This is a genomic window from Bradyrhizobium sp. 521_C7_N1_3, from assembly GCF_052075975.1.
Classification (GTDB): domain Bacteria; phylum Pseudomonadota; class Alphaproteobacteria; order Rhizobiales; family Xanthobacteraceae; genus Bradyrhizobium; species Bradyrhizobium japonicum.
In genome coordinates this window covers 5,909,811-5,926,883 of record NZ_CP197232.1, presented here as the reverse complement: position 1 = coordinate 5,926,883, position 17,073 = coordinate 5,909,811, and the positions used below count along the sequence as shown (strand labels likewise).

16 protein-coding genes and 1 riboswitch are annotated in these 17,073 nt (G+C 64.0%); of the genes, 12 read left to right on the top strand and 4 right to left on the bottom strand.

Translation table 11 applies throughout. The features are described from left to right. Nucleotides 1-162 precede the first annotated feature (162 nt). Together AB7008_RS27595 and AB7008_RS27590 are read left to right on the top strand one after the other, a co-directional pair. Complete coding sequence (locus AB7008_RS27595) at nt 163-1,404, top strand: threonine synthase (RefSeq protein ID WP_441259824.1); 1,242 nt, start codon at nt 163-165, stop codon at nt 1,402-1,404. 127 nt (nt 1,405-1,531) lie between these two features. Beyond that, nucleotides 1,532-2,503, top strand: coding sequence for a tripartite tricarboxylate transporter substrate binding protein BugD (locus AB7008_RS27590; RefSeq protein ID WP_304489956.1), 972 nt, complete (start codon nt 1,532-1,534; stop codon nt 2,501-2,503). A 79-nt stretch (nt 2,504-2,582) separates the two neighbouring features. On the opposite strand, the gene AB7008_RS27585 is transcribed toward AB7008_RS27590, so the two are convergent. From AB7008_RS27585 to AB7008_RS27575, 3 genes are all read right to left on the bottom strand, one after another. Then, complete coding sequence (locus tag AB7008_RS27585; protein ID WP_028149588.1) at nt 2,583-2,969, bottom strand: response regulator transcription factor; 387 nt, start codon at nt 2,967-2,969, stop codon at nt 2,583-2,585. Nucleotides 2,970-3,055: 86 nt separating this feature from the next. Beyond that, nucleotides 3,056-3,733, bottom strand: coding sequence for a response regulator transcription factor (locus AB7008_RS27580; RefSeq protein WP_441259823.1), 678 nt, complete (start codon nt 3,731-3,733; stop codon nt 3,056-3,058). Next, nucleotides 3,730-6,156, bottom strand: a complete 2,427-nt coding sequence (locus AB7008_RS27575) for a PAS domain-containing sensor histidine kinase (protein ID WP_441261253.1) — start codon at nt 6,154-6,156, stop codon at nt 3,730-3,732. The genes AB7008_RS27580 and AB7008_RS27575 overlap by 4 nt, the downstream gene beginning before the upstream one ends. A 700-nt stretch (nt 6,157-6,856) precedes the next feature. Here AB7008_RS27575 and AB7008_RS27570 point away from each other — a divergent pair. The 3 genes from AB7008_RS27570 to AB7008_RS27560 all read left to right on the top strand — a co-directional run bounded on the left by AB7008_RS27570 (nt 6,857) and on the right by AB7008_RS27560 (nt 7,811). Beyond that, nucleotides 6,857-7,255, top strand: coding sequence for a hypothetical protein (locus AB7008_RS27570; protein ID WP_244464259.1), 399 nt, complete (start codon nt 6,857-6,859; stop codon nt 7,253-7,255). Beyond that, nucleotides 7,252-7,440 carry a hypothetical protein gene (locus tag AB7008_RS27565; protein WP_084795121.1) on the top strand — a complete coding sequence of 63 codons (189 nt, stop codon included), beginning with the start codon at nt 7,252-7,254 and terminating at the stop codon, nt 7,438-7,440. The genes AB7008_RS27570 and AB7008_RS27565 overlap by 4 nt, the downstream gene beginning before the upstream one ends. Before the next feature lie 68 nt (nt 7,441-7,508). Continuing rightward, nucleotides 7,509-7,811, top strand: a complete 303-nt coding sequence (locus AB7008_RS27560) for a hypothetical protein (RefSeq protein WP_304494205.1) — start codon at nt 7,509-7,511, stop codon at nt 7,809-7,811. Nucleotides 7,812-7,901: 90 nt separating this feature from the next. Here AB7008_RS27560 and AB7008_RS27555 read toward each other — a convergent pair whose 3' ends face one another. Next, nucleotides 7,902-10,088 carry a lytic transglycosylase domain-containing protein gene (locus tag AB7008_RS27555; protein ID WP_304489954.1) on the bottom strand — a complete coding sequence of 729 codons (2,187 nt, stop codon included), beginning with the start codon at nt 10,086-10,088 and terminating at the stop codon, nt 7,902-7,904. A 324-nt stretch (nt 10,089-10,412) separates the two neighbouring features. Here AB7008_RS27555 and AB7008_RS27550 point away from each other — a divergent pair, with 324 nt between their 5' ends. The 7 genes from AB7008_RS27550 to AB7008_RS27520 all read left to right on the top strand — a co-directional run bounded on the left by AB7008_RS27550 (nt 10,413) and on the right by AB7008_RS27520 (nt 17,073). Next, entirely contained in the window at nt 10,413-12,149 is a 1,737-nt protein-coding gene (locus AB7008_RS27550) for an adenylate/guanylate cyclase domain-containing protein (RefSeq protein WP_441259822.1), read from the top strand. A gap of 126 nt (nt 12,150-12,275) precedes the next feature. After that, the gene (locus tag AB7008_RS27545) at nt 12,276-12,452 is read left to right on the top strand and encodes a hypothetical protein (protein ID WP_014495028.1); all 177 of its coding nucleotides are present in this window, start codon (nt 12,276-12,278) and stop codon (nt 12,450-12,452) included. A gap of 152 nt (nt 12,453-12,604) precedes the next feature. After that, nucleotides 12,605-12,817, top strand: a complete 213-nt coding sequence (locus AB7008_RS27540) for a hypothetical protein (RefSeq protein WP_441259821.1) — start codon at nt 12,605-12,607, stop codon at nt 12,815-12,817. A gap of 102 nt (nt 12,818-12,919) precedes the next feature. Next, nucleotides 12,920-13,177 (top strand): hypothetical protein, encoded by a 258-nt coding sequence (locus AB7008_RS27535; RefSeq protein ID WP_248877749.1) that lies wholly within the window; start codon nt 12,920-12,922, stop codon nt 13,175-13,177. Nucleotides 13,178-13,305: 128 nt separating this feature from the next. Beyond that, on the top strand, nt 13,306-13,527 hold the full coding sequence (locus AB7008_RS27530) for a hypothetical protein (RefSeq protein ID WP_028156094.1): 222 nt from the start codon (nt 13,306-13,308) through the stop codon (nt 13,525-13,527). A gap of 75 nt (nt 13,528-13,602) precedes the next feature. Continuing rightward, a riboswitch (cobalamin riboswitch) is annotated at nt 13,603-13,816 on the top strand. Between the two features lie 114 nt (nt 13,817-13,930). After that, nucleotides 13,931-16,045 (top strand): TonB-dependent receptor plug domain-containing protein, encoded by a 2,115-nt coding sequence (locus AB7008_RS27525; RefSeq protein ID WP_441259820.1) that lies wholly within the window; start codon nt 13,931-13,933, stop codon nt 16,043-16,045. A 17-nt stretch (nt 16,046-16,062) separates the two neighbouring features. Further along, nucleotides 16,063-17,073 (top strand): DUF6925 family protein, encoded by a 1,011-nt coding sequence (locus AB7008_RS27520; RefSeq protein WP_304489950.1) that lies wholly within the window; start codon nt 16,063-16,065, stop codon nt 17,071-17,073.

Sequence of the window (17,073 nt, the reverse complement as noted above, 5' to 3'; positions counted from 1 at the left end):
GCGAGCCTTGCGGCGCAATTGCGCCGTTGGGCGAGCCTCAAAGGGTGAACGGCCGAGATGCAGCAGCCGGGCTCGTCGCCCTTCGAGGCCTCCGCTTCGCTCCGGCACCTCAGGGTGACGAGTTCAATAGCAACCAAGTAGAACAACAAGAGGGGTCAACCCATGCATGATAACGACAATCTGACCATCGAACGCCCGACCTTCGTCACGCATCTCGAATGCGCGATGGAGGGCGATCATTACGCCGCCGACCAGGTCCACAATCTCTCCAAGGCCGGCAAGCCGCTTTTGGTGCGCTACGACCTCGCGGGCGTGAAGAAGGTGCTGACCAAGGACGCGCTTGCCCAGCGTCCTGGCGACATGTGGCGCTACCGCGAGCTCTTGCCCGTGCGCAAATGCAAGGACATCGTCTCGCTCGGCGAGGTCACGACGCCGCTGATCCGGCTGCCGAAGCTCGGCGCCAAGCTTGGCGGCGGCGAGATCATCGTCAAGGACGAGGGACGCCTGCCGACCGGCTCGTTCAAGGCGCGGGGCCTCGTGATGGCGGTGTCGATGGGCAAGGCGCTCGGCATCAAGCACATGGCGATGCCGACCAACGGCAATGCCGGTGCGGCGCTTGCGGCCTACGCGACCTCCTGCGGCATCAAGACCACGATCTTCTGCCCGGCCGACACGCCGGAAGTGAACGTGAGCGAGATCGAGCTTCAAGGCGCGACCGTCTATCGCGTCAACGGCTATATCGACGATTGCGGCAAGATCGTCGGCGAAGGCAAGGCGAAGGTTGGCTGGTTCGACACGTCCACGCTCAAGGAGCCGTACCGTATCGAGGGCAAGAAGACGATGGGCCTGGAGCTCGCCGAGCAGCTCGGCTGGGACGTGCCCGACGTGATCTTCTATCCGACCGGCGGCGGCACCGGCCTGATCGGCATGTGGAAGGCTTTCGACGAGCTGGAGAAGATCGGGTTCATCGGCTCCAAGCGCCCGCGCATGGTCGCGGTGCAGGCGTCGGGCTGCGCGCCGATGGTGCGGGCCTATGACGCCGGTACCGAGCATGCGACGCGCTGGGAAGACGCCCACACGATTGCGTCGGGCATCCGCGTGCCGCAGGCGATCGGCGATTTCCTGATCCTGCGCGCGGTGCGCGAGAGCAAGGGTTTTGCCATCGCGGTGGACGACGACAAGATCTCGGCGGCGCTGAACGAGGTCGCGCGCGAGGAGGGGCTGCTGCTCTGTCCCGAGGGCGCCGCGACCTACGCCGCCTACAAGGACAGCCTCGCCGACGGCCGCGTCAGCAAGACCGACCGCGTGATGCTGTTCAACTGCGCGACCGGCCTGAAATACCCGCTGCCGCCGGTCACCCGCACGCTCGATCGCCACAAGCCGATCGACTACACGCAGTTCTAGGCACGATCAGACCGCCGGAGCGCGATGATCGCGCCCCGGCGCGTCATTTCGTCTCTTCACGACCGATCCCTCTTCCCGTACGCGGGAGGGCACAAAAAACAACAAAGACATCGCTGGGGAGAAGACAATGAAGAAGGCCATCTTAGCCGGGCTGATCGGTGTTCTCGCTGTGGCCGGCGCCGCGCGCGCCGACGACTATCCCTCACATCCCATCACCGTCATCGTTCCCTTCGCCGCCGGCGGCCCGTCGGATGCGATGGCGCGCGTGCTCGCCGAGCGCATGCGGGTGACGCTCGGCCAGCCGCTGGTGATCGAGAATGTCACCGGTGCGGGCGGCTCGATCGGCGTCGGTCGCGCCGTGCAATCGGCGCCGGACGGCTACACCATCTCCTTCGGCCATCTCGGCACCCATGTTGCCAACGGCGCCGTCTACAAGCTCAAATACGACCTCGTCGCCGACCTCGAGCCGGTAGTGCTGCTGCCGAGCAATCCGATGATCGTGGTGAGCAAGAATGCGGTGCCCGCGACCTCGCTGAAGGAGCTCACCGAGTGGCTGAAGTCGCGGCCGTCGCCGCCGACCGCCGGCACTGCGGGCGCAGGCTCCGGCAGCCATATCGCCGGTGTCTATTTCGAGAGCGTCAGCGGCATCAAGCTGCAATATGTGCCGTATCGCGGCACTGCGCCCGCGCTGAACGATCTCATCGCCGGCCAGATCGACGTCATCATCGATCAGACCTCCAACTCCATCAACCAGGTCCGCGCCGGCACGATCCGCGCCTATGCCATCACCGACGACAAGCGGCTCTCGTCGGCGCCGGACATTCCGACGGCAGCCGAGGCGGGGCTGAAAGGCTTCAACATGACGTTGTGGTCGGGCCTGTGGGTGCCGAAGGGCACGCCGAAGGAGATCGTCACCAAGCTCAATGCGGCCGCGGTGGAAGCGCTGAACGATCCCGCCGTGAAGAAGCAGCTCGAGAGCCAGGGCCTCGAGATGACGCCCAAGGATCAGCTCACGCCCGAAGCGCTCGGCGCCCGCCAGAAGGCGGAAATCGCAAAATGGTGGCCGATTATCAAGGCCGCCGACATCAAGGTGGATTGAGGCGGCCTGCCTCTTCGGATGCGGCCACAACGTCAAGTCGCCGCACCCTGTGGAGCAATCAGGTTCACGCGGCGCCGCGTTACGTCTTGGCTTCGCTGTGCTTCGACAGGGCCTTCTCCAGGCAATTGATCAGGGCCGGCGTTGAAAACGGCTTTGCGAGAAAGCAGATGGCGCCAGCTTTCAGCGCGCGGTCGCGCACGGCATCGTCGGGAAAGGCGGTCATGAAGATGAACGGTGTGCGATGACCAAGGCCGCGCATATGCATCAGAAGATCAACCCCGCCCATGACGGACATCTGCACATCCGCGATCACGCAGGACGTCGTCTTCAGTTCGGCCGACTGGAGAAATTCGAGAGCGGAGCCAAAGATGCAGACGGTGTAGCCCCGCGACGTCAGGAGATTGTTCGTCGCAAGGCGGACTGATGGATCATCGTCAATGATGGAAATGACCGAGAGGACTGACAAGATGATCGCTCCTGATCGGGGAGCCGCCGATCATGGTACAGCACCCACCGGAGGGTGGGCCCTCGGGGCGAGCTTGGAAAGCATACTTAGGTTTGCACTTTTCCCCCCGGGCGTGGGATTCCGAGCGTCTCGGTCATTCTGACGAGATCGGCCAATGACTTCGCGCCCATTTTCCGCATGATCTGCCCGCGATAGATCTTGACGGTAATCTCAGCCAATCCGAGCTCGGCAGCGACTTGCTTGTTCATCAGGCCTGACGCAACCAGGACGAGAATGTCGCGCTGACGCGCCGTCAGGCCTTCGAAGCGAGCGCGCACGCTTGACACCGACTTCTCGGCATCGCGCCGCCTGCGATCCCGTTCAATCGCAGCCTGGACTGCATCCAGCATGTCCTGGTCGCGCACCGGCTTGGTCAGAAAATCGATGGCGCCGCTCTTCATGGCCCTGACGGTCATCGGGATATCGCCATGACCGGTGATGAAGATGATGGGCGTGCGAATGTCGGCCTTCACGAGGTCCGCTTGGAGGTCGAAGCCGCTCGAGCCGGGCAGGCGAATATCGAGCACGAGGCAACTGGGGACCACCGGCGGCTTGGCTTCCAAGACCTCCGCCGCCGAGCCGAAGGCCTCCACCCTGAGGCCGACCGATTGGAAGAGATTGGTGAGCGCACGCCGCATCGACGGATCGTCATCGACGATCAGGACGATCGGATCGTCGGCCCCTGCCTGTGCCTGCATCTGTGTTGGCTTGGCCTGGTCAGTCACGACGCGGCCTCTTGCGGGAAGGGCAGGGCAATCTGGAATGTTGCGCCGCTCCCCTCGTTTGGAAATGCAGAAAGCCGGCCCGCGTGAGCCTCGATGATCGATCGGCAGATCGATAGTCCCATCCCCAGGCCGCTCGCCTTTGTGGTGAAGAACGGCATGAAGATGCGGTTCGTCACGTCGCGGTCAAGGCCGACACCGCGATCTGTCACGGTAAGGAGCAGGTGCCCGTCGCCGTCCCGACTGGAGCGGATCGCCAGCTCGCGCGGGAGCTCGACATTGGCTTGCATCGCCTCGATCCCGTTCATGACGAGGTTGATCAGCACCTGCTGGAGCTGGATCCGATCGCCGCAAATGTTGGGCAGGCCGGACGACAACTCCATCCGCACCGACACGGCATGGGTGGCGAGCTCGCGCCGCACGAGGGCCATCACCTCCCTCACGACCTGATTGATATCGAGTGGGACCATCTCGATCTCGGTCTTTTTCGCGAGCGCCCGAATTCGGCGGATCACCTCGCTGGCCCGATTGGCGTCCTCGACGATCCATTCCACGGAACGGCGCGCAGCATCCAGATCGGCCGGGTCGCGGCCGAGCCAGCCGATGCAGGCGTCCGCATTGGAAATGACGGCAGCAAGAGGCTGGTTGATTTCGTGGGCAATCGAGGTGGTGAGCTCGCCGAGCGTCGTGATGCGCGTGACGTGAGCGAGCTCGGCTTGCGCTTTGCGCAGGGCATCTTCGGCCTGCTCGGTGCGGATCGCCGCCGTCACATCGCTGCTGACGCCCCTGTAGCCGAGGAAGTTACCATTCTCGTCATGGAAGGGCTTGCCGCTGGTGCGCACGTAAATCGGAGATCCGCTGCGATCCTTGCTGCGGTAAACCAGGTCGCGGAACGGAAGGTGGGCATCGAGCGCCGCGCGATGCTGCTCCCACTTCTCGGGCTCGAACTCGGCATCGGGCGGAATGTCCCAACGGGTCAGCCCGATCAAGCCGGTCGGCACCGGACTGGCCGTGTCGGCGTGTTCCGATATCCGGGTGATGCGGTGGTCCGGCCCGGTCTCCCAAAACCAGTCCGATGCGGTTTCGGCATAATCGCGGAAGCGCTGCTCGGATTGCTTGAGCTCGTCAAAGGCCTTTTGCAGTGCTTCCTTTGCGACGAACTGCTCGGTGACGTCCACGTGCGTGCCGATGATTTCCATCACATCGCCATCGCCGCCTTTGACAGGATGTCCCTCCGTATGGACCCGTCGTATCGAGCCGTCCGGACGCGCAATCCGAAAGTCGATTTCGAAGGGCTCCCCCTGCTGGATTGCGCGACGTTCCATGTCGGCAATTCGTTGAAAGTCATCGGCGAGGATCCGTTGCTGGAAAGCCCGCGCCGGGACATCGGTCTGGTCCGGCTCAAATCCGAACAGGCGGTAGAGTTCAGCCGATCGGTAGGCAAACTCCTGACGACGCACGTCCCAGGCCCAGCTGCTCGTATGGCTGAGGCGTTGGGCTTCGGCCAGATAGGCCTCACTGCGGCGCAGCCTCTGTTCTGTTTCCTTTGCAATCGTGACATCGGTGACAGCGCCGGCGAACTCGACGCAGCCGGATGCACGTCTCACCGCGCGTGCCACGGAATGGAGATATTTGATCGATCCATCCGGCATCAACAGGCGATATTCATGGTCGAAATCCTCCGCTTCGCGGAAGGCCCGATCGAGGGTCTTGCGGACCGCATCGCGGTCCTCCGGATGGATGCGCTGAAAAACGAAGCCGAGGTTCGGCTGCATTGCCGGGTCACATTGGAAAATGCGAAAGGTTTCCCTCGACCAGAAGATCTCGCCGGTCGCGGGGCTCAAGCCGAAGCTGCCCGTGCGGCTCAGTTCCTGAGCCTGGGCGAGGTAGGCCTCGCTCTGCCGCAGCGCATCCTCCGCCTCCTTGCGCTGGGTGATGTTTTCGCAGGCGACCAGCACGACCGGCGTGCCGTCGCCGCGCAGCATCGCCTTGGCGTTTTCACGGACCCAGAGAACCGAGCCGTCTTTGCGGATCTTGCGAATCTCCCAGGTATGCGACTGGTCCACGGTTTCCAGGCACAACCCGACGCATTGACGGACGAAGTCGCGGTCTTCCTCGAAAAAGACGTTCAGCACGGATTGGCCGGTCAACTCGGCCGCCGTGTAGCCCAATTGTGCGGCGCCAAACGTGTTCACGTTGAGCACCGTTCCGGCCGGATCGACCATGAAGTACATGACCGGATTGTGCTCGAACACCTCGCGCCACTGCTTCACGGCGTCGCGTAGATCGCGGATGTCCTGTCGCGAGTCATCACCGACTGCGGGACTGTCCTTCTCGCCGGCGCCGAAAGATCGAAGCGCCGCGAGGCCGCCGAGCAGCAATTGTGCGGCCGAATTCCCAAATTTCGCGATTTGGCCAGGCATCATCGCGGGCGTCCCGGCTCGCAGGGTCGAAGCAAGTAGAGCACTTTGCAACCAGGGGAGCAATTCCCTCCGACCAAGGTAGAACTGCGCGCCGAAACTCGCGGCAGCCGTGCAGCCTGCCGCCCTTGCGCCGTCTCGTTGCGAAGGTGCGGCGAAGCCCGAAAAACTACGGGACAAACCTACGTATAGCTCGCGCATCCCAAGTCATAGCGCACATTTACTTCCGTACAATTGAGTCGTCCGTTGCATGCGGATTAGTCTCACAACCATCGAAGGGACGCGATGTGCAAGGCCACAAGCCGGCGATTAGCTCGATGTGCTGCCGATAGCTCTGCGTCCATTGCCCGACCTGCCGCACGATTGGCGGGTCGCGATTGAGAGGCCGCATTTCAGTAACGAGCGTGGATGGTCGGGCGTCAGCGTACGCGCGAAGCCACGACCATGAGAGCCGGGAGGAGAGCATGATGTGCGATACGCCTGAACACTCCGAGCGTGGTCCTGCTGTAAAAGCCTGCGCTGTCTGTAGCGGCAAGTTTGGTCTGATCCGATATTATTCGTGGCGAACGCCGCTCTGCTCCAGAAAATGTCTCGATCGCTTCAGGGCGCGCCGCGAACGCGACCGCCGATGGTTGTTTCGGTTCCAGGCGGCCTGAGGATTAGCCCTTCGATCGGCTCCATTCGGCAATTCTGAACCGGAGGCTGCGTGCTGAACCGTGCTTGCAAGCTCCTCTTGATGATCGCGCTGCCGCTTCCGTTGATAACGGGAGTGAAGGCCGACGAACTCGGGCAGGATGGTGCACATCGTCATCATCCGCTCCAGGATCAGCTCCTGCACGAGAAGTTCTATTCCAGCTGGCACATGCCCGACAATCCCGTGCTCAGCTGCTGCAACAGCGCGGATTGCTACCCGACCGAGGTGCGATACGTCGACGGCAGGATCTACGCGCGGCGCCGGGAGGACGGGAAGTACATCCTCATTCCATCCCAGAAGGTAGAGCGAAACAGGGACAATCCCGACGGCCGCAACCATCTTTGCGCGCCGCCGCCGTCCGCCTCTCTGGTCGACACGGTCTACTGCTTCGCGTTGGGAGGTGCCACGTGAGATTCATATTGGTGAACGGCAGGACCCCCTTCCGCAAAACATTCTGTCTATGGTGCTGCGAGGAGATCAGCGGCGGTTATCTGCGCGACGCGAAGACGCTGCTGCCCTATTGCGGCTACGAGTGTTACGCGCTCCATCACGAAGCGGCGCCGTTGATCGAGAGGCGAGCGCAAGCGGCGTCATGAGCTGACGGGTGGGCGAGGCGCATCGGCCGATGCGGCGGCCGACAGGGGAGGACAGGACGTTGAAATTCATGCTCGTCAACCAGGACCAACCGCGCCATGGCGTCACCTGCAGCGCGTGCGCCCGGCCGCTGGGCTCGAGTTACGTCCGGCATGTGTCCACGCAACGGCAGTACTGCGAGTATGATTGCTACCGCCGGTATCAGCAGACGAGCATGGAAGCGCTCTGGCCTTACCGCAGTTCGCTCGAGATGGTCACGGTCTTAGCGGCCATTTCGAGCTGGAGCTGGATGATGCAATTCGGCGCGCTCTCGGGCGCGCTGACGGAAGCATTTCTGCGCGCGCACGAACCTTCTGAGCACGGAAGGAGGTGACGGCTAGCGTACCGATGCGGGCCGCGCAGAGTGGTCGGCCGCAGTCACTGCATCCAGCTTCGCGCCGCGTCCAGCCCCGGCGTTGCGAAGCTAGGGCGCGGCGGCTGCGGCCGCTGCCGTGGGTGCCGCGCTGACTGCGTGCGTCGTGACGCGTTGCTCGGACTTCGCCGTGGCTGTGCCGCTGCCCTCGAACCGGGCGCGGTAGACCAGCACGTTCTCCATCACGCGCTGGACGTAGTTGCGTGTCTCCGACAGCGGGATGCGCTCGACCCAGTCGACCGGATCGACCTTGGGGTCGCGCGGGTCGCCGCGCGCCTGCACCCATTCGCGCACCCGGCCGCGGCCGGCATTGTAGCCGGCGAAGGTCATGATCTGGTCGCCGCGATATTCCGACAGCAGCGCGCTGAGCTCGGCCGCGCCCATCTGCGTGTTGTAGACGGGATCGGACACCATCCTGTCCCAGTCATAGGTCAGGCCAAAGCGCTTTGCGGTATCGCGGCCCGCCTCCGGTGTGACCTGCATGAGGCCGACCGCGTTGGCGGGGGACTTGTCGCGCTGGTCGAACGAGCTTTCGGTGCGCGCGACCGAATAGATCACGCTGGTCTCGATTGCGGGCGCGACCTGCTTGTGCTCGGGAATGCCGATGGTCGGGAAGGCGTAATGGTCGAGCGCAAGCCCGCGCGCCAGCGCCGACTTGCCGACCTCCAGCATCACGCGCGCGTCGTTGCGCTGCCCGGCGAGCTCGCCGAGCGCTTCCAGCGCTGCGACGTCGGTGCTCTCCTTGGCGAAATCCTCGGCGTAGTAGAACACCATGTCGCGCTCGCCGATGCCGTAGAGCATCTCGGCGGCGCGGACGCGCTCGTCCGCGGGCGGAGTGTCGGCCGCGGCCAGCACGGGCGAGGGCGGGCGCAGCTCGATCCCGTCGAGACCGAGCCTGGCGCGTGCGAGCTGGCCGTAATAGGCGGTCGGATAGCGCGCCGCGGCCTGATAGCTCATGCGCGCATCCGCGGTCGCCCCCATCGCCTCGGCCGCGCGGCCGCGCCAGTAATGCGCACGCGACAGCGCGATCGGATTGGCCGAGCCTTCGTCGATCGCGGCGAAATGCACCATCGCCGCCTTTGGATCGTCGAGATAGCGCAGTGCGATCCAGCCGCACATGAAGTGGTAGTCGACGCGATAGACTTCCATCGCGGGCACCACGGCCGCGCGCACCACGTCGTAGGCGGTCTTGAACTTGCCTTGGTCGAGCAGCTTTCGCGCGAGCAGGCGCCGCTCGCGCCACCAGGCATCGGTGTCCTGGGCCGCCATCATGTCGGGCGCGGCGGCGAGGATCACCTCGGCGGCGTCGTCGATGCGGTCGTTCTGGAGATGCCACTGCGCGCGGCAGAGGACGTAGCCGAGATCGCGGCGTGCTTCGGTCGAGACGTCCTCGAGATAATCCTTGGCCTTGTTGGCCTTGCCGGTGACAGCCGAGCAGGCCTTGACGATCGCGAGCGCATCTTCGCCAAGCCGTTTTGCGGCGCGCCTTGCACCGGCGTAGTCCTTGGCGCCGAGGCGCTTGTCCATACGGGCGCGATGATCGTCCGCGGTCAGGAGATCGTGGAACGCCTCGTAGGAATCCTCCTCGCTGCGCTCGGACAATTCGTCCGTGCGCCAGGCCTCGCGCACCAGACGCGTAGCCCTGTCATTGTCGCCTTCACTCAGGAGCACGCGGGCGAGCGCGAACTTGCCCTTGGCGCTGGTCGGCCGGTCCATCGTGAACTTGTGTACGGTCGCCGCGTCGCTCTTCTCCTGCCACAGCCGCGCTTCGGCGCGGCGGCGGAGCAGGGCGCTGCTCGGCCAGTCCGGGTTGGCGGCGAGGAAGGCGGCGTAGCGCTTGAAAGGTGCCGTGCTCTCGGAATGGCGCAGCATGAACCAGTCGGCGAGCTTCTGTCCGGCAGGGTCGGCAATGCGGTCGCGCGCCGCGCTGGCGTCGTCGGTCTTGCCCTTGCGCGCGAGATCGATGGCGTCCTTCAGCGCGGCGAGGTCGCCGGTGAGCGGCGGAGGTTTCGGCTTGTCCGAATCGTCGTCGTCCTTCTTGGACTTGCGCTTGGCCTCGGCATGCTTGCCGTGGCGCGACTTCGCGGCAGCGTGACGCTGCTTGCCGCCGGCTTTCGTCTCATGCGTTTTCTTCGACGCCGACGATTTGTGACCGCTCTTCGCTGCCAGCTCGGCAGGAAGAAGGGCCAATGCGGCCACGGCAATGACACACGCGAGCGAGCGTAGGCACTGGTTCATTCGATGGTCCCCCTGCGAAACCACTACAAACCAAGGTCCGCGACGACATGCGGCTTGAGAATCAAAGACGACACCCAAAACGATGCCACGACACCGTTTCGCAGTCCTCACGCTCCTTCAACAATGCGGCAAAATACCGATGGGAACTCGGGAACTTCCGAAATGGCGGAAAGGGTATCGTCTTTAATCCTCGTTAACGAATAGGGCTCGCGCGACGGTTGAGCGCGGTCGGGGCGTCGCAAGGGCCAGATTGCGCGTGTTCCCGCCGCCAAAACCGGTGTATTGAGTTCCCAACCGGTCCTTTCAGCTCTAACCCCACCGCTCATGCCACTTTTCAACCAGTCGATCAGGCGCAAGATCGTCGGGATCGCCCTCGGATTGATCGTCCTGATGCTGGTCACCTCGATTCTTTCGATGGTGATGTCGAGCCAGGTCGGCGTCCTCCTGGACGAGCTGACCAACCGCTACATCCCGGCCTATGGCGATCTGGCGCGCGCCAATATCCGCTCGCTGGAGCGGTCGGTGGCGCTGCGGCGCATGGTCATGATGAAGATGCAGGAAGCCCCGGACGAGGAGGCGTACGCTGCACGGCTGAAAGAGTTCGACGAGGCCGACCGCAAGATCGAGGCGGAGACCTCGGACGCGCGCAGCCACATCAACGCGATCATCGACGATTCCAGGACGCCCTCGGACAATGCCGCGCTGGCGCGGATCGACACCCGTATCGAGACCGCCGTCACAGAGCTGCGCCAGGGCATGAACGAGGCGCACGCCAAGCTCCTCAAGCAGATCGATGCCAAGCAGATGCCTGAGGCGCGCGGCACGCTGGAGCATCTCGACGCGCTGCGCGACCAGTTCAACCAGAGGATCGACGGCATTCGTGCCGACATGCTCAAGCAGGTCTATGCCTCGACGTCGACCGTGGTCGGCCAACAGCGGAAGGCGATCATCATCTCCGGCATCGTCACCATCCTCGCAGCGGTGGTCGGATTTGCCTTTGCGTTGCTGGTCTCGAGCGGCATCACGCGGCCGGTGCGCCTGCTGCTCGCCGGTACCCGCGAGGTCGAGGCCGGTCGCTTCGACAGGCCGATCACGGTCTCGACCCAGGACGAGATCGGCGAACTGGCCGCCGCCTTCAACCGCATGGTCGAGCAACTCAGGCACAATGAGCGCATCCGCGAGACCTTTGGCCGCTACATCGATCCCAAGGTGGTGCAGGGGCTGATCGACCGGCCGGAGGTCGCCATCGACGGCCAGCGCCGGGTGATGACCATCATGTTCTGCGACATGAGCGGCTTCACCTCGATGAGCGAAGGCATGACCCCGCGCGGCCTCGTCAAGGTGATGAACCACTATTTCACGGTGATGTCCGGTCCCATCAGGAACAATCGCGGCGTCATCGACAAGTATATCGGCGATGCCATCATGGCCTATTGGGGGCCTCCCTTCATCGAGGAGGACGAGCCGGCGCTGCTCGCCTGCTTCGCCGCCATCGACATGGCCGATCAGGTGCCCGCGCTCCAGAAGCAGTTGCCGGACCTGCTCGGCATCCGCGCCATGCCGGCGCCGTGCGATCTGCGGATCGGCATCGCCACCGGCGAGGTCCTGACCGGCAGCATCGGCTCCGAGCTGATGATGAGCTTCACCGTGATGGGCGACGCTGTGAACCTGGCTTCACGGCTGGAGGCCGTCAACAAGACCTACGGCACCCGCATCCTGATCTCGCAGGCCAGTGCGGACGCGATCGGCTCGAGCTGCGAGCTGCGCGAGATCGATCGTCTCGCGGTGGCCGGGCAGAGTGCGCCACAAGCCATTTTCGAGGTGATGAGCAAGGCGCACGGGCTCAGCGTCCCGCAGCAGAGCCTGCGCACGCATTATGCCGAAGGCCTCGCCGCCTATCGCGCCCGGCGCTTCGACGAGGCTCGCGCCGCCTTCAACACGGCGCTCGAAGCCGTGCCCGGCGACGGTCCCTCGCGCACGCTGCTCGGCCGCATCGCGCAGTTCGAGGCCAATCCGCCGGACGCCAATTGGGACGGCGCATGGCGGCTCGAGCAGAAATAGTCGTCCGTGCCGGGCCGGCACCGCCCTTGCCGGAAAAAACGCTTCTACTTGATAACGATGTTCGCAGTGACCTAATTCCCGGGCTTAGGTTAGTCGTCCCTTGAGGCGTTTGATGGGGACACGCCGATGACAGAACTTCAGGACAGGCTGGAACGGTTCGAGACGCTCACCGCCGAATGCGAGCTGATCGCCAAGCTCGCGACCGACAGCACCAAGCGCGAGTTCTATCTGAAACTCTCGGAGCAATACCGTCAGTTGGCGGTTGATATGCGGAAGGTGATCGCGACCAAAGCCGCGGCCTGACGCCGACCGCAAGCCGTTCTTAATGTTTGGCGCGCATCTTCCGGGATGCGGGCGTCGCGATCCATGATTGCTCGCGGTGGGAATGCCGAGATCCGTTGCTGTGCAGCGCACCTCGCCGACGTCGCTTTGCCGCTCCCTACCAGGGCAATCCCATGCGCCTTGTTGCAGTCCTCATCTTCGCGCTCATGATGGCCGCCTGCAATCAGGAGCAGGACATCACCGGCTCGACCCCGGTCTGTGCGATGCGGAGCTACAGCTCCTACAATCCCCGCGACATGAACCAGTGCGTTGCCGCCTGCAAGGCGTGCGACCACGGCAACACCGTCACCTGCACCACGTCATGCACCCTCAAGGGCGCCCACTGAGCGGCGGCGCTGCCTGGAGCTAGGGGGGACGGTGCTCGGGCACCGGAACGATTCACATGGGTCAGTCATTGAAGGGGCAGGCAGGACGCGGAGTCCTATGGAATGGGTATGCTCGATCCCGGTCGGTTCCTGGTGTCGTGCTCGCATTGCGATGCATGGCCGATGGCGGCCAACGTCAAACGTTCGAGCTGGTCTTCGTCGCCGCACGAGGTCCGCTTCGTATGCCCGCGCTGTCGCCGCGAGGAGACCGCCATCATCTCGGCCTCCGGTGAGCTGACCCCGATCCGGCGCAGCGACGCCCCGCTGCGCGACGTCGGCGCGGCCTGGGCTCAGGCCCAGCGGCCAAGAGGGCGGGCGTAACCCGCCTGTCACAGAACCAAGAGATTGGGCGCAATCAGCTCTGCGCAACACCTTGCGCGGTCCGTTTTTGGAACCCGGCCTAGGCCGACGCGTTTCCGCTCCGACATCAACGCATCGAGGCCCTGCGAATGATCAGCGAGCATTTCGACACCCGCACCCGGATCAACATGAAGCTGGCGCTGGATCGGGTCTGCCGCAATCGCCCAATCGGTGAGGACCATTGCTTTCGCAGGTCCGTTGCCGAGAACATCATCCGCTGCGCGCTCACGGGCCGCACCGGCATCGGCCAGCTCGTCGATGCCGGCGAGCGGGCGGTGATCAGGACGCATTCGGAACGGGAGCCGGCCTGATTGCGCCGGCTCAATCTCCGGTGCGGTGCTTTGACCGTGATGCAACCGGCCGATTGACTCTCCGCTTGCCCGCCCCCTAGATTGGCCGGTGACGGTTCTCCTCACGGAGATCAAAAGGGAACGTGGTGCGAGATTTTCCCGATACCGGGATATTCTCAACGCCACGGCTGCCCCCGCAACTGTAAGCGGTGAATCTTTCGTCATATGCCACTGGGAATCTCGGTCCTGGGAAGGCGACGTAAGGTAACGACCCGCGAGCCAGGAGACCTGCCGTCAGCCGTGGTCACACGCGAAGATGTCGGTCGGGGAGTACAGACATTAGCTTCACCGGAGCAATCGAACGCTCCGCCGTGAAACATCGTTCGCTGTGACGTGCCACTGACGTCATACCGAGGTTACAAGAGTGTCCCGTATTGTCTTTGCCGCCAGGCGCTTCCGCGCCGGCCTTGTCGTGCTCGTTTCCCTGTCTTCGCTCGATCTGTCCATTGCCCAGGCCCAGCAATCGGCATCGCCCGATCTGCTGCCGCCGGTCGAGGTCGCGCCGACCGCGCGTGCGGCCAAGCCGCAAGTCGCGCGGCTTGCGCCCGACAAGCCCGAGCGGCGCTTCGCTCGGGTCCCTAAGCCCGAGCTGGTGCCGGCGTCGCCCCCGGTTGCCGGGGTATCCGCGGCCAACCTGTTTCCGACGGTCGTCGTCAGCCCGACGGGCGTTGTCACGCCGACCAATCTGGTTGCGAGCTCGGTGACGGTTCTGACCGCCAGAGACATCGAGCGCGATCAGCGCCGGACCGCATCCGATGCGCTGAGCGTGGTTCCTGGCTTGAACCTCGTGCAGACCGGCGGTCCCGGCGGACAGACGTCGATCTTCATGCGCGGAACGAATTCCAACCACACCAAGGTCCTGATCGACGGCATCGACGTCAGCGATCCCGGCAACCCGAACCGTTCGTTTGATTTCGGCCAGTTGCTCACCTCCGATATTCAGCAGATCGAAGTCCTGCGCGGTCCGCAGGGCGGTCTCTACGGCGCAGACGCGCTGGGGGGCGTGATCTCCATCGTGACGAAGAAGGGCGACGGTCCCGCCCGCGCGACCGGCTCGGTCGAGGGAGGCTCGTTCGGAACGTTCAATCAAACCGCAGGCCTGAGCGGTTCACAGGACCACTTCAACTATGCCTTCAACGTTGCGCATTTCCACGCGAACGACGTGCCGGTGACGCCGGTCGAATTGCTGCCGCCGGGGCAGAAGGCGATCGGCAACAACTACGACAACATGACTTATTCGACGAAGCTTGGCGCCGAATTGAGCGAACGCCTGACGCTCAACGGCGTGGCGCGGTACACTGACGCCACCCTCCGCTTTACCGGAGACACCTTCGATCTCGTCACATTCGCGAGCTTTCCCGCGGCCGCGCAAAGCACGCAGACGGTGCACCAGCTCTTCACGCGCGGGGAGGCGGTCTGGTCTGCTCTCGACGACCGGATGACGAGCTATTTCGGCGTCAACTACACCAACCACTGGAACTACAACATCTCGCCCGGCAACGCGATGGCCACGATCACGACCGGCGACCGCGTCAAGTATGATTGGCACACCACGACCCAGCTCGCGCCCAACAGCAATGTCATCCTTGGCGCGGAGCATGAGACCGAAACACTGCAAACGGCGATGCTCTCGGCGCAAAACGTCAACAAGGCCGGCTATATGGAGCTGCAGTCCCAGTTCCGGGATCGCGTCTTCTTCACGGCCAACGTCCGGCAGGACGACAACGAGCGGTTTGGAGAGCATCCGACCTTTCGTCTGGCGTCTGCCGTGATCGTGCCGGTCACGGATACGAAGTTCAAGGGAAGCTACGGCACGGGGTTCAAGGCGCCGACGCTCAACCAGCTTTACGTGAGCTTTCCCGCGTTCTTCTTCTTTGCAAATCCCAACCTCAGGCCCGAGGAAAGCGTCGGATACGACGCGGGCTTCGAGCAACCCTTGTTTGGCGATCGCGTTCGCTTCGGGTCGACCTACTTCCGCAACAACATCACGGACCTGATCCAGAGCACGTTCGATCCCGTGACATTCACGAGCACCAACACCAATATCGGCAAGGCGATCACGGAGGGCACGGAGAGCTTCGTCGCGGCGGCGATCACCGACCGGCTTCGCGTTCGTGCCGACTACACTTTTACCCGCGCGGTCGATGTGACAGCGGGACTGGAGCTGCTGAGGCGTCCGAAGGAGAAGTGGAGCGCGAATGTCATCTGGAATCCGATCGACCCGCTCACATTGTCCGCAACCGTGTTGCACGTCGGGAGTTTCGTCGATGGCAACCGTGACTTCAGCATTCCGCGTCTGCTGGCTTCGGCCTACACCATCGTCAACGTCGCAGCCGAATATCTGGTCACCGACCAGGTGAAGGTGTTTGGCCGGGTCGATAATCTCGCCAATGTGCACTATCAAAATCCGACCGGCTTTCTGCAGCCGGCACTGGGCGTCTATGGCGGCATTCGCCTGGCGAATTACGACGTCAGATAGCGAGGGAGAGAAGCCTCATGACGACGGCCGATCCGCTCATGGACCTGATCGCAAGCCAGCTTGCCGACGCTGAGGCCGGCTGGAGCGTCGGCACGTTCGGTGCCATTGCCGAGTTCACGCGCGAGCCCGGCGAAGCCTTCGATATCGAGCAGTCGCGCAACCGGATCAGCGTCGTGGCGCAGAAGGGTGGGATACGCGTTGTCTCCCACCCGGATCTGCGCCTGATCGCGTCGGAATCGCCGACCACGGAGAGCTGGAGCCACCGCATCGCGCTGTGTCTTCCGCATGAAGCGAGCGTCATGAGTGGTCGTACCGTGCTGACCGAGCTCGGCCCGGATATCGAGTCGCTCCAGAGGAGGGATCGCAGCGGCATCCTGTTCGACCTTGGCCTCGGAGCGTTGCAGATCGACGCCTGCATCCGCGTCAGCGATGCCGACGCCATTGCCGCACTCAGGAGCCGCACGGGCCAATCCGTGTTCGCGCCCGAAAGCGACGCCATGCGGATCATTCTGGCTGCCAATCCGCACCGCGTCTTCATCAGCCGCATCGGGCGCGCCGAGGTATTCCAGCCGATCCCGCCGCCGGGCGGGCGAAGCCCTGACGGCCCGCACACCCACGTCCTGCCAAAGCTGCTCGCGCATGGCCGTACCCATGCCGCCACCGAGCCGCTGCCCGAGGGATGGATCCCCTGCGCGCATCTCTATCCGGCCCATCCGCTGCGCGATCAGCTCGGCCGCAAGCGCGCTTTCCGGCCGGATCATCACGCAGCCTTCCAGGCGCTGCTCGAACTCTATGGGCTGCCGGAGCTAATGGCGTGCAAGAGGGCCGTGGTCGAGGCGGTCGCGGAGGGGCGGGGACCTGAGACGGTGACGCTTCCATCCGATCGCACGGCGCGCGCCACCGTTCGCGTGGCCTTGCGCCAATTGGCGGCCATGGAGCCGCACACCGTGACACTCGCCGCCTGGCTTGCCGCCTACGACCGGCGCGATCCAGCCGAGACTGAAGATCCCATGGAGGCTCTTCACTGA

Coding starts and splice junctions, on each gene's coding strand:
- AB7008_RS27520 (WP_304489950.1), top strand. CDS start 16,063: ATGACGACGGCCGATCCGCTCATGGACCTGATCGCAAGCCAGCTTGCC.
- AB7008_RS27555 (WP_304489954.1), bottom strand. CDS start 10,088: ATGAACCAGTGCCTACGCTCGCTCGCGTGTGTCATTGCCGTGGCCGCA.
- AB7008_RS27590 (WP_304489956.1), top strand. CDS start 1,532: ATGAAGAAGGCCATCTTAGCCGGGCTGATCGGTGTTCTCGCTGTGGCC.
- AB7008_RS27530 (WP_028156094.1), top strand. CDS start 13,306: ATGATCAGCGAGCATTTCGACACCCGCACCCGGATCAACATGAAGCTG.
- AB7008_RS27540 (WP_441259821.1), top strand. CDS start 12,605: ATGCGCCTTGTTGCAGTCCTCATCTTCGCGCTCATGATGGCCGCCTGC.
- AB7008_RS27535 (WP_248877749.1), top strand. CDS start 12,920: ATGGGTATGCTCGATCCCGGTCGGTTCCTGGTGTCGTGCTCGCATTGC.
- AB7008_RS27595 (WP_441259824.1), top strand. CDS start 163: ATGCATGATAACGACAATCTGACCATCGAACGCCCGACCTTCGTCACG.
- AB7008_RS27550 (WP_441259822.1), top strand. CDS start 10,413: ATGCCACTTTTCAACCAGTCGATCAGGCGCAAGATCGTCGGGATCGCC.
- AB7008_RS27560 (WP_304494205.1), top strand. CDS start 7,509: ATGCTCGTCAACCAGGACCAACCGCGCCATGGCGTCACCTGCAGCGCG.
- AB7008_RS27575 (WP_441261253.1), bottom strand. CDS start 6,156: ATGATGCCTGGCCAAATCGCGAAATTTGGGAATTCGGCCGCACAATTG.
- AB7008_RS27545 (WP_014495028.1), top strand. CDS start 12,276: ATGACAGAACTTCAGGACAGGCTGGAACGGTTCGAGACGCTCACCGCC.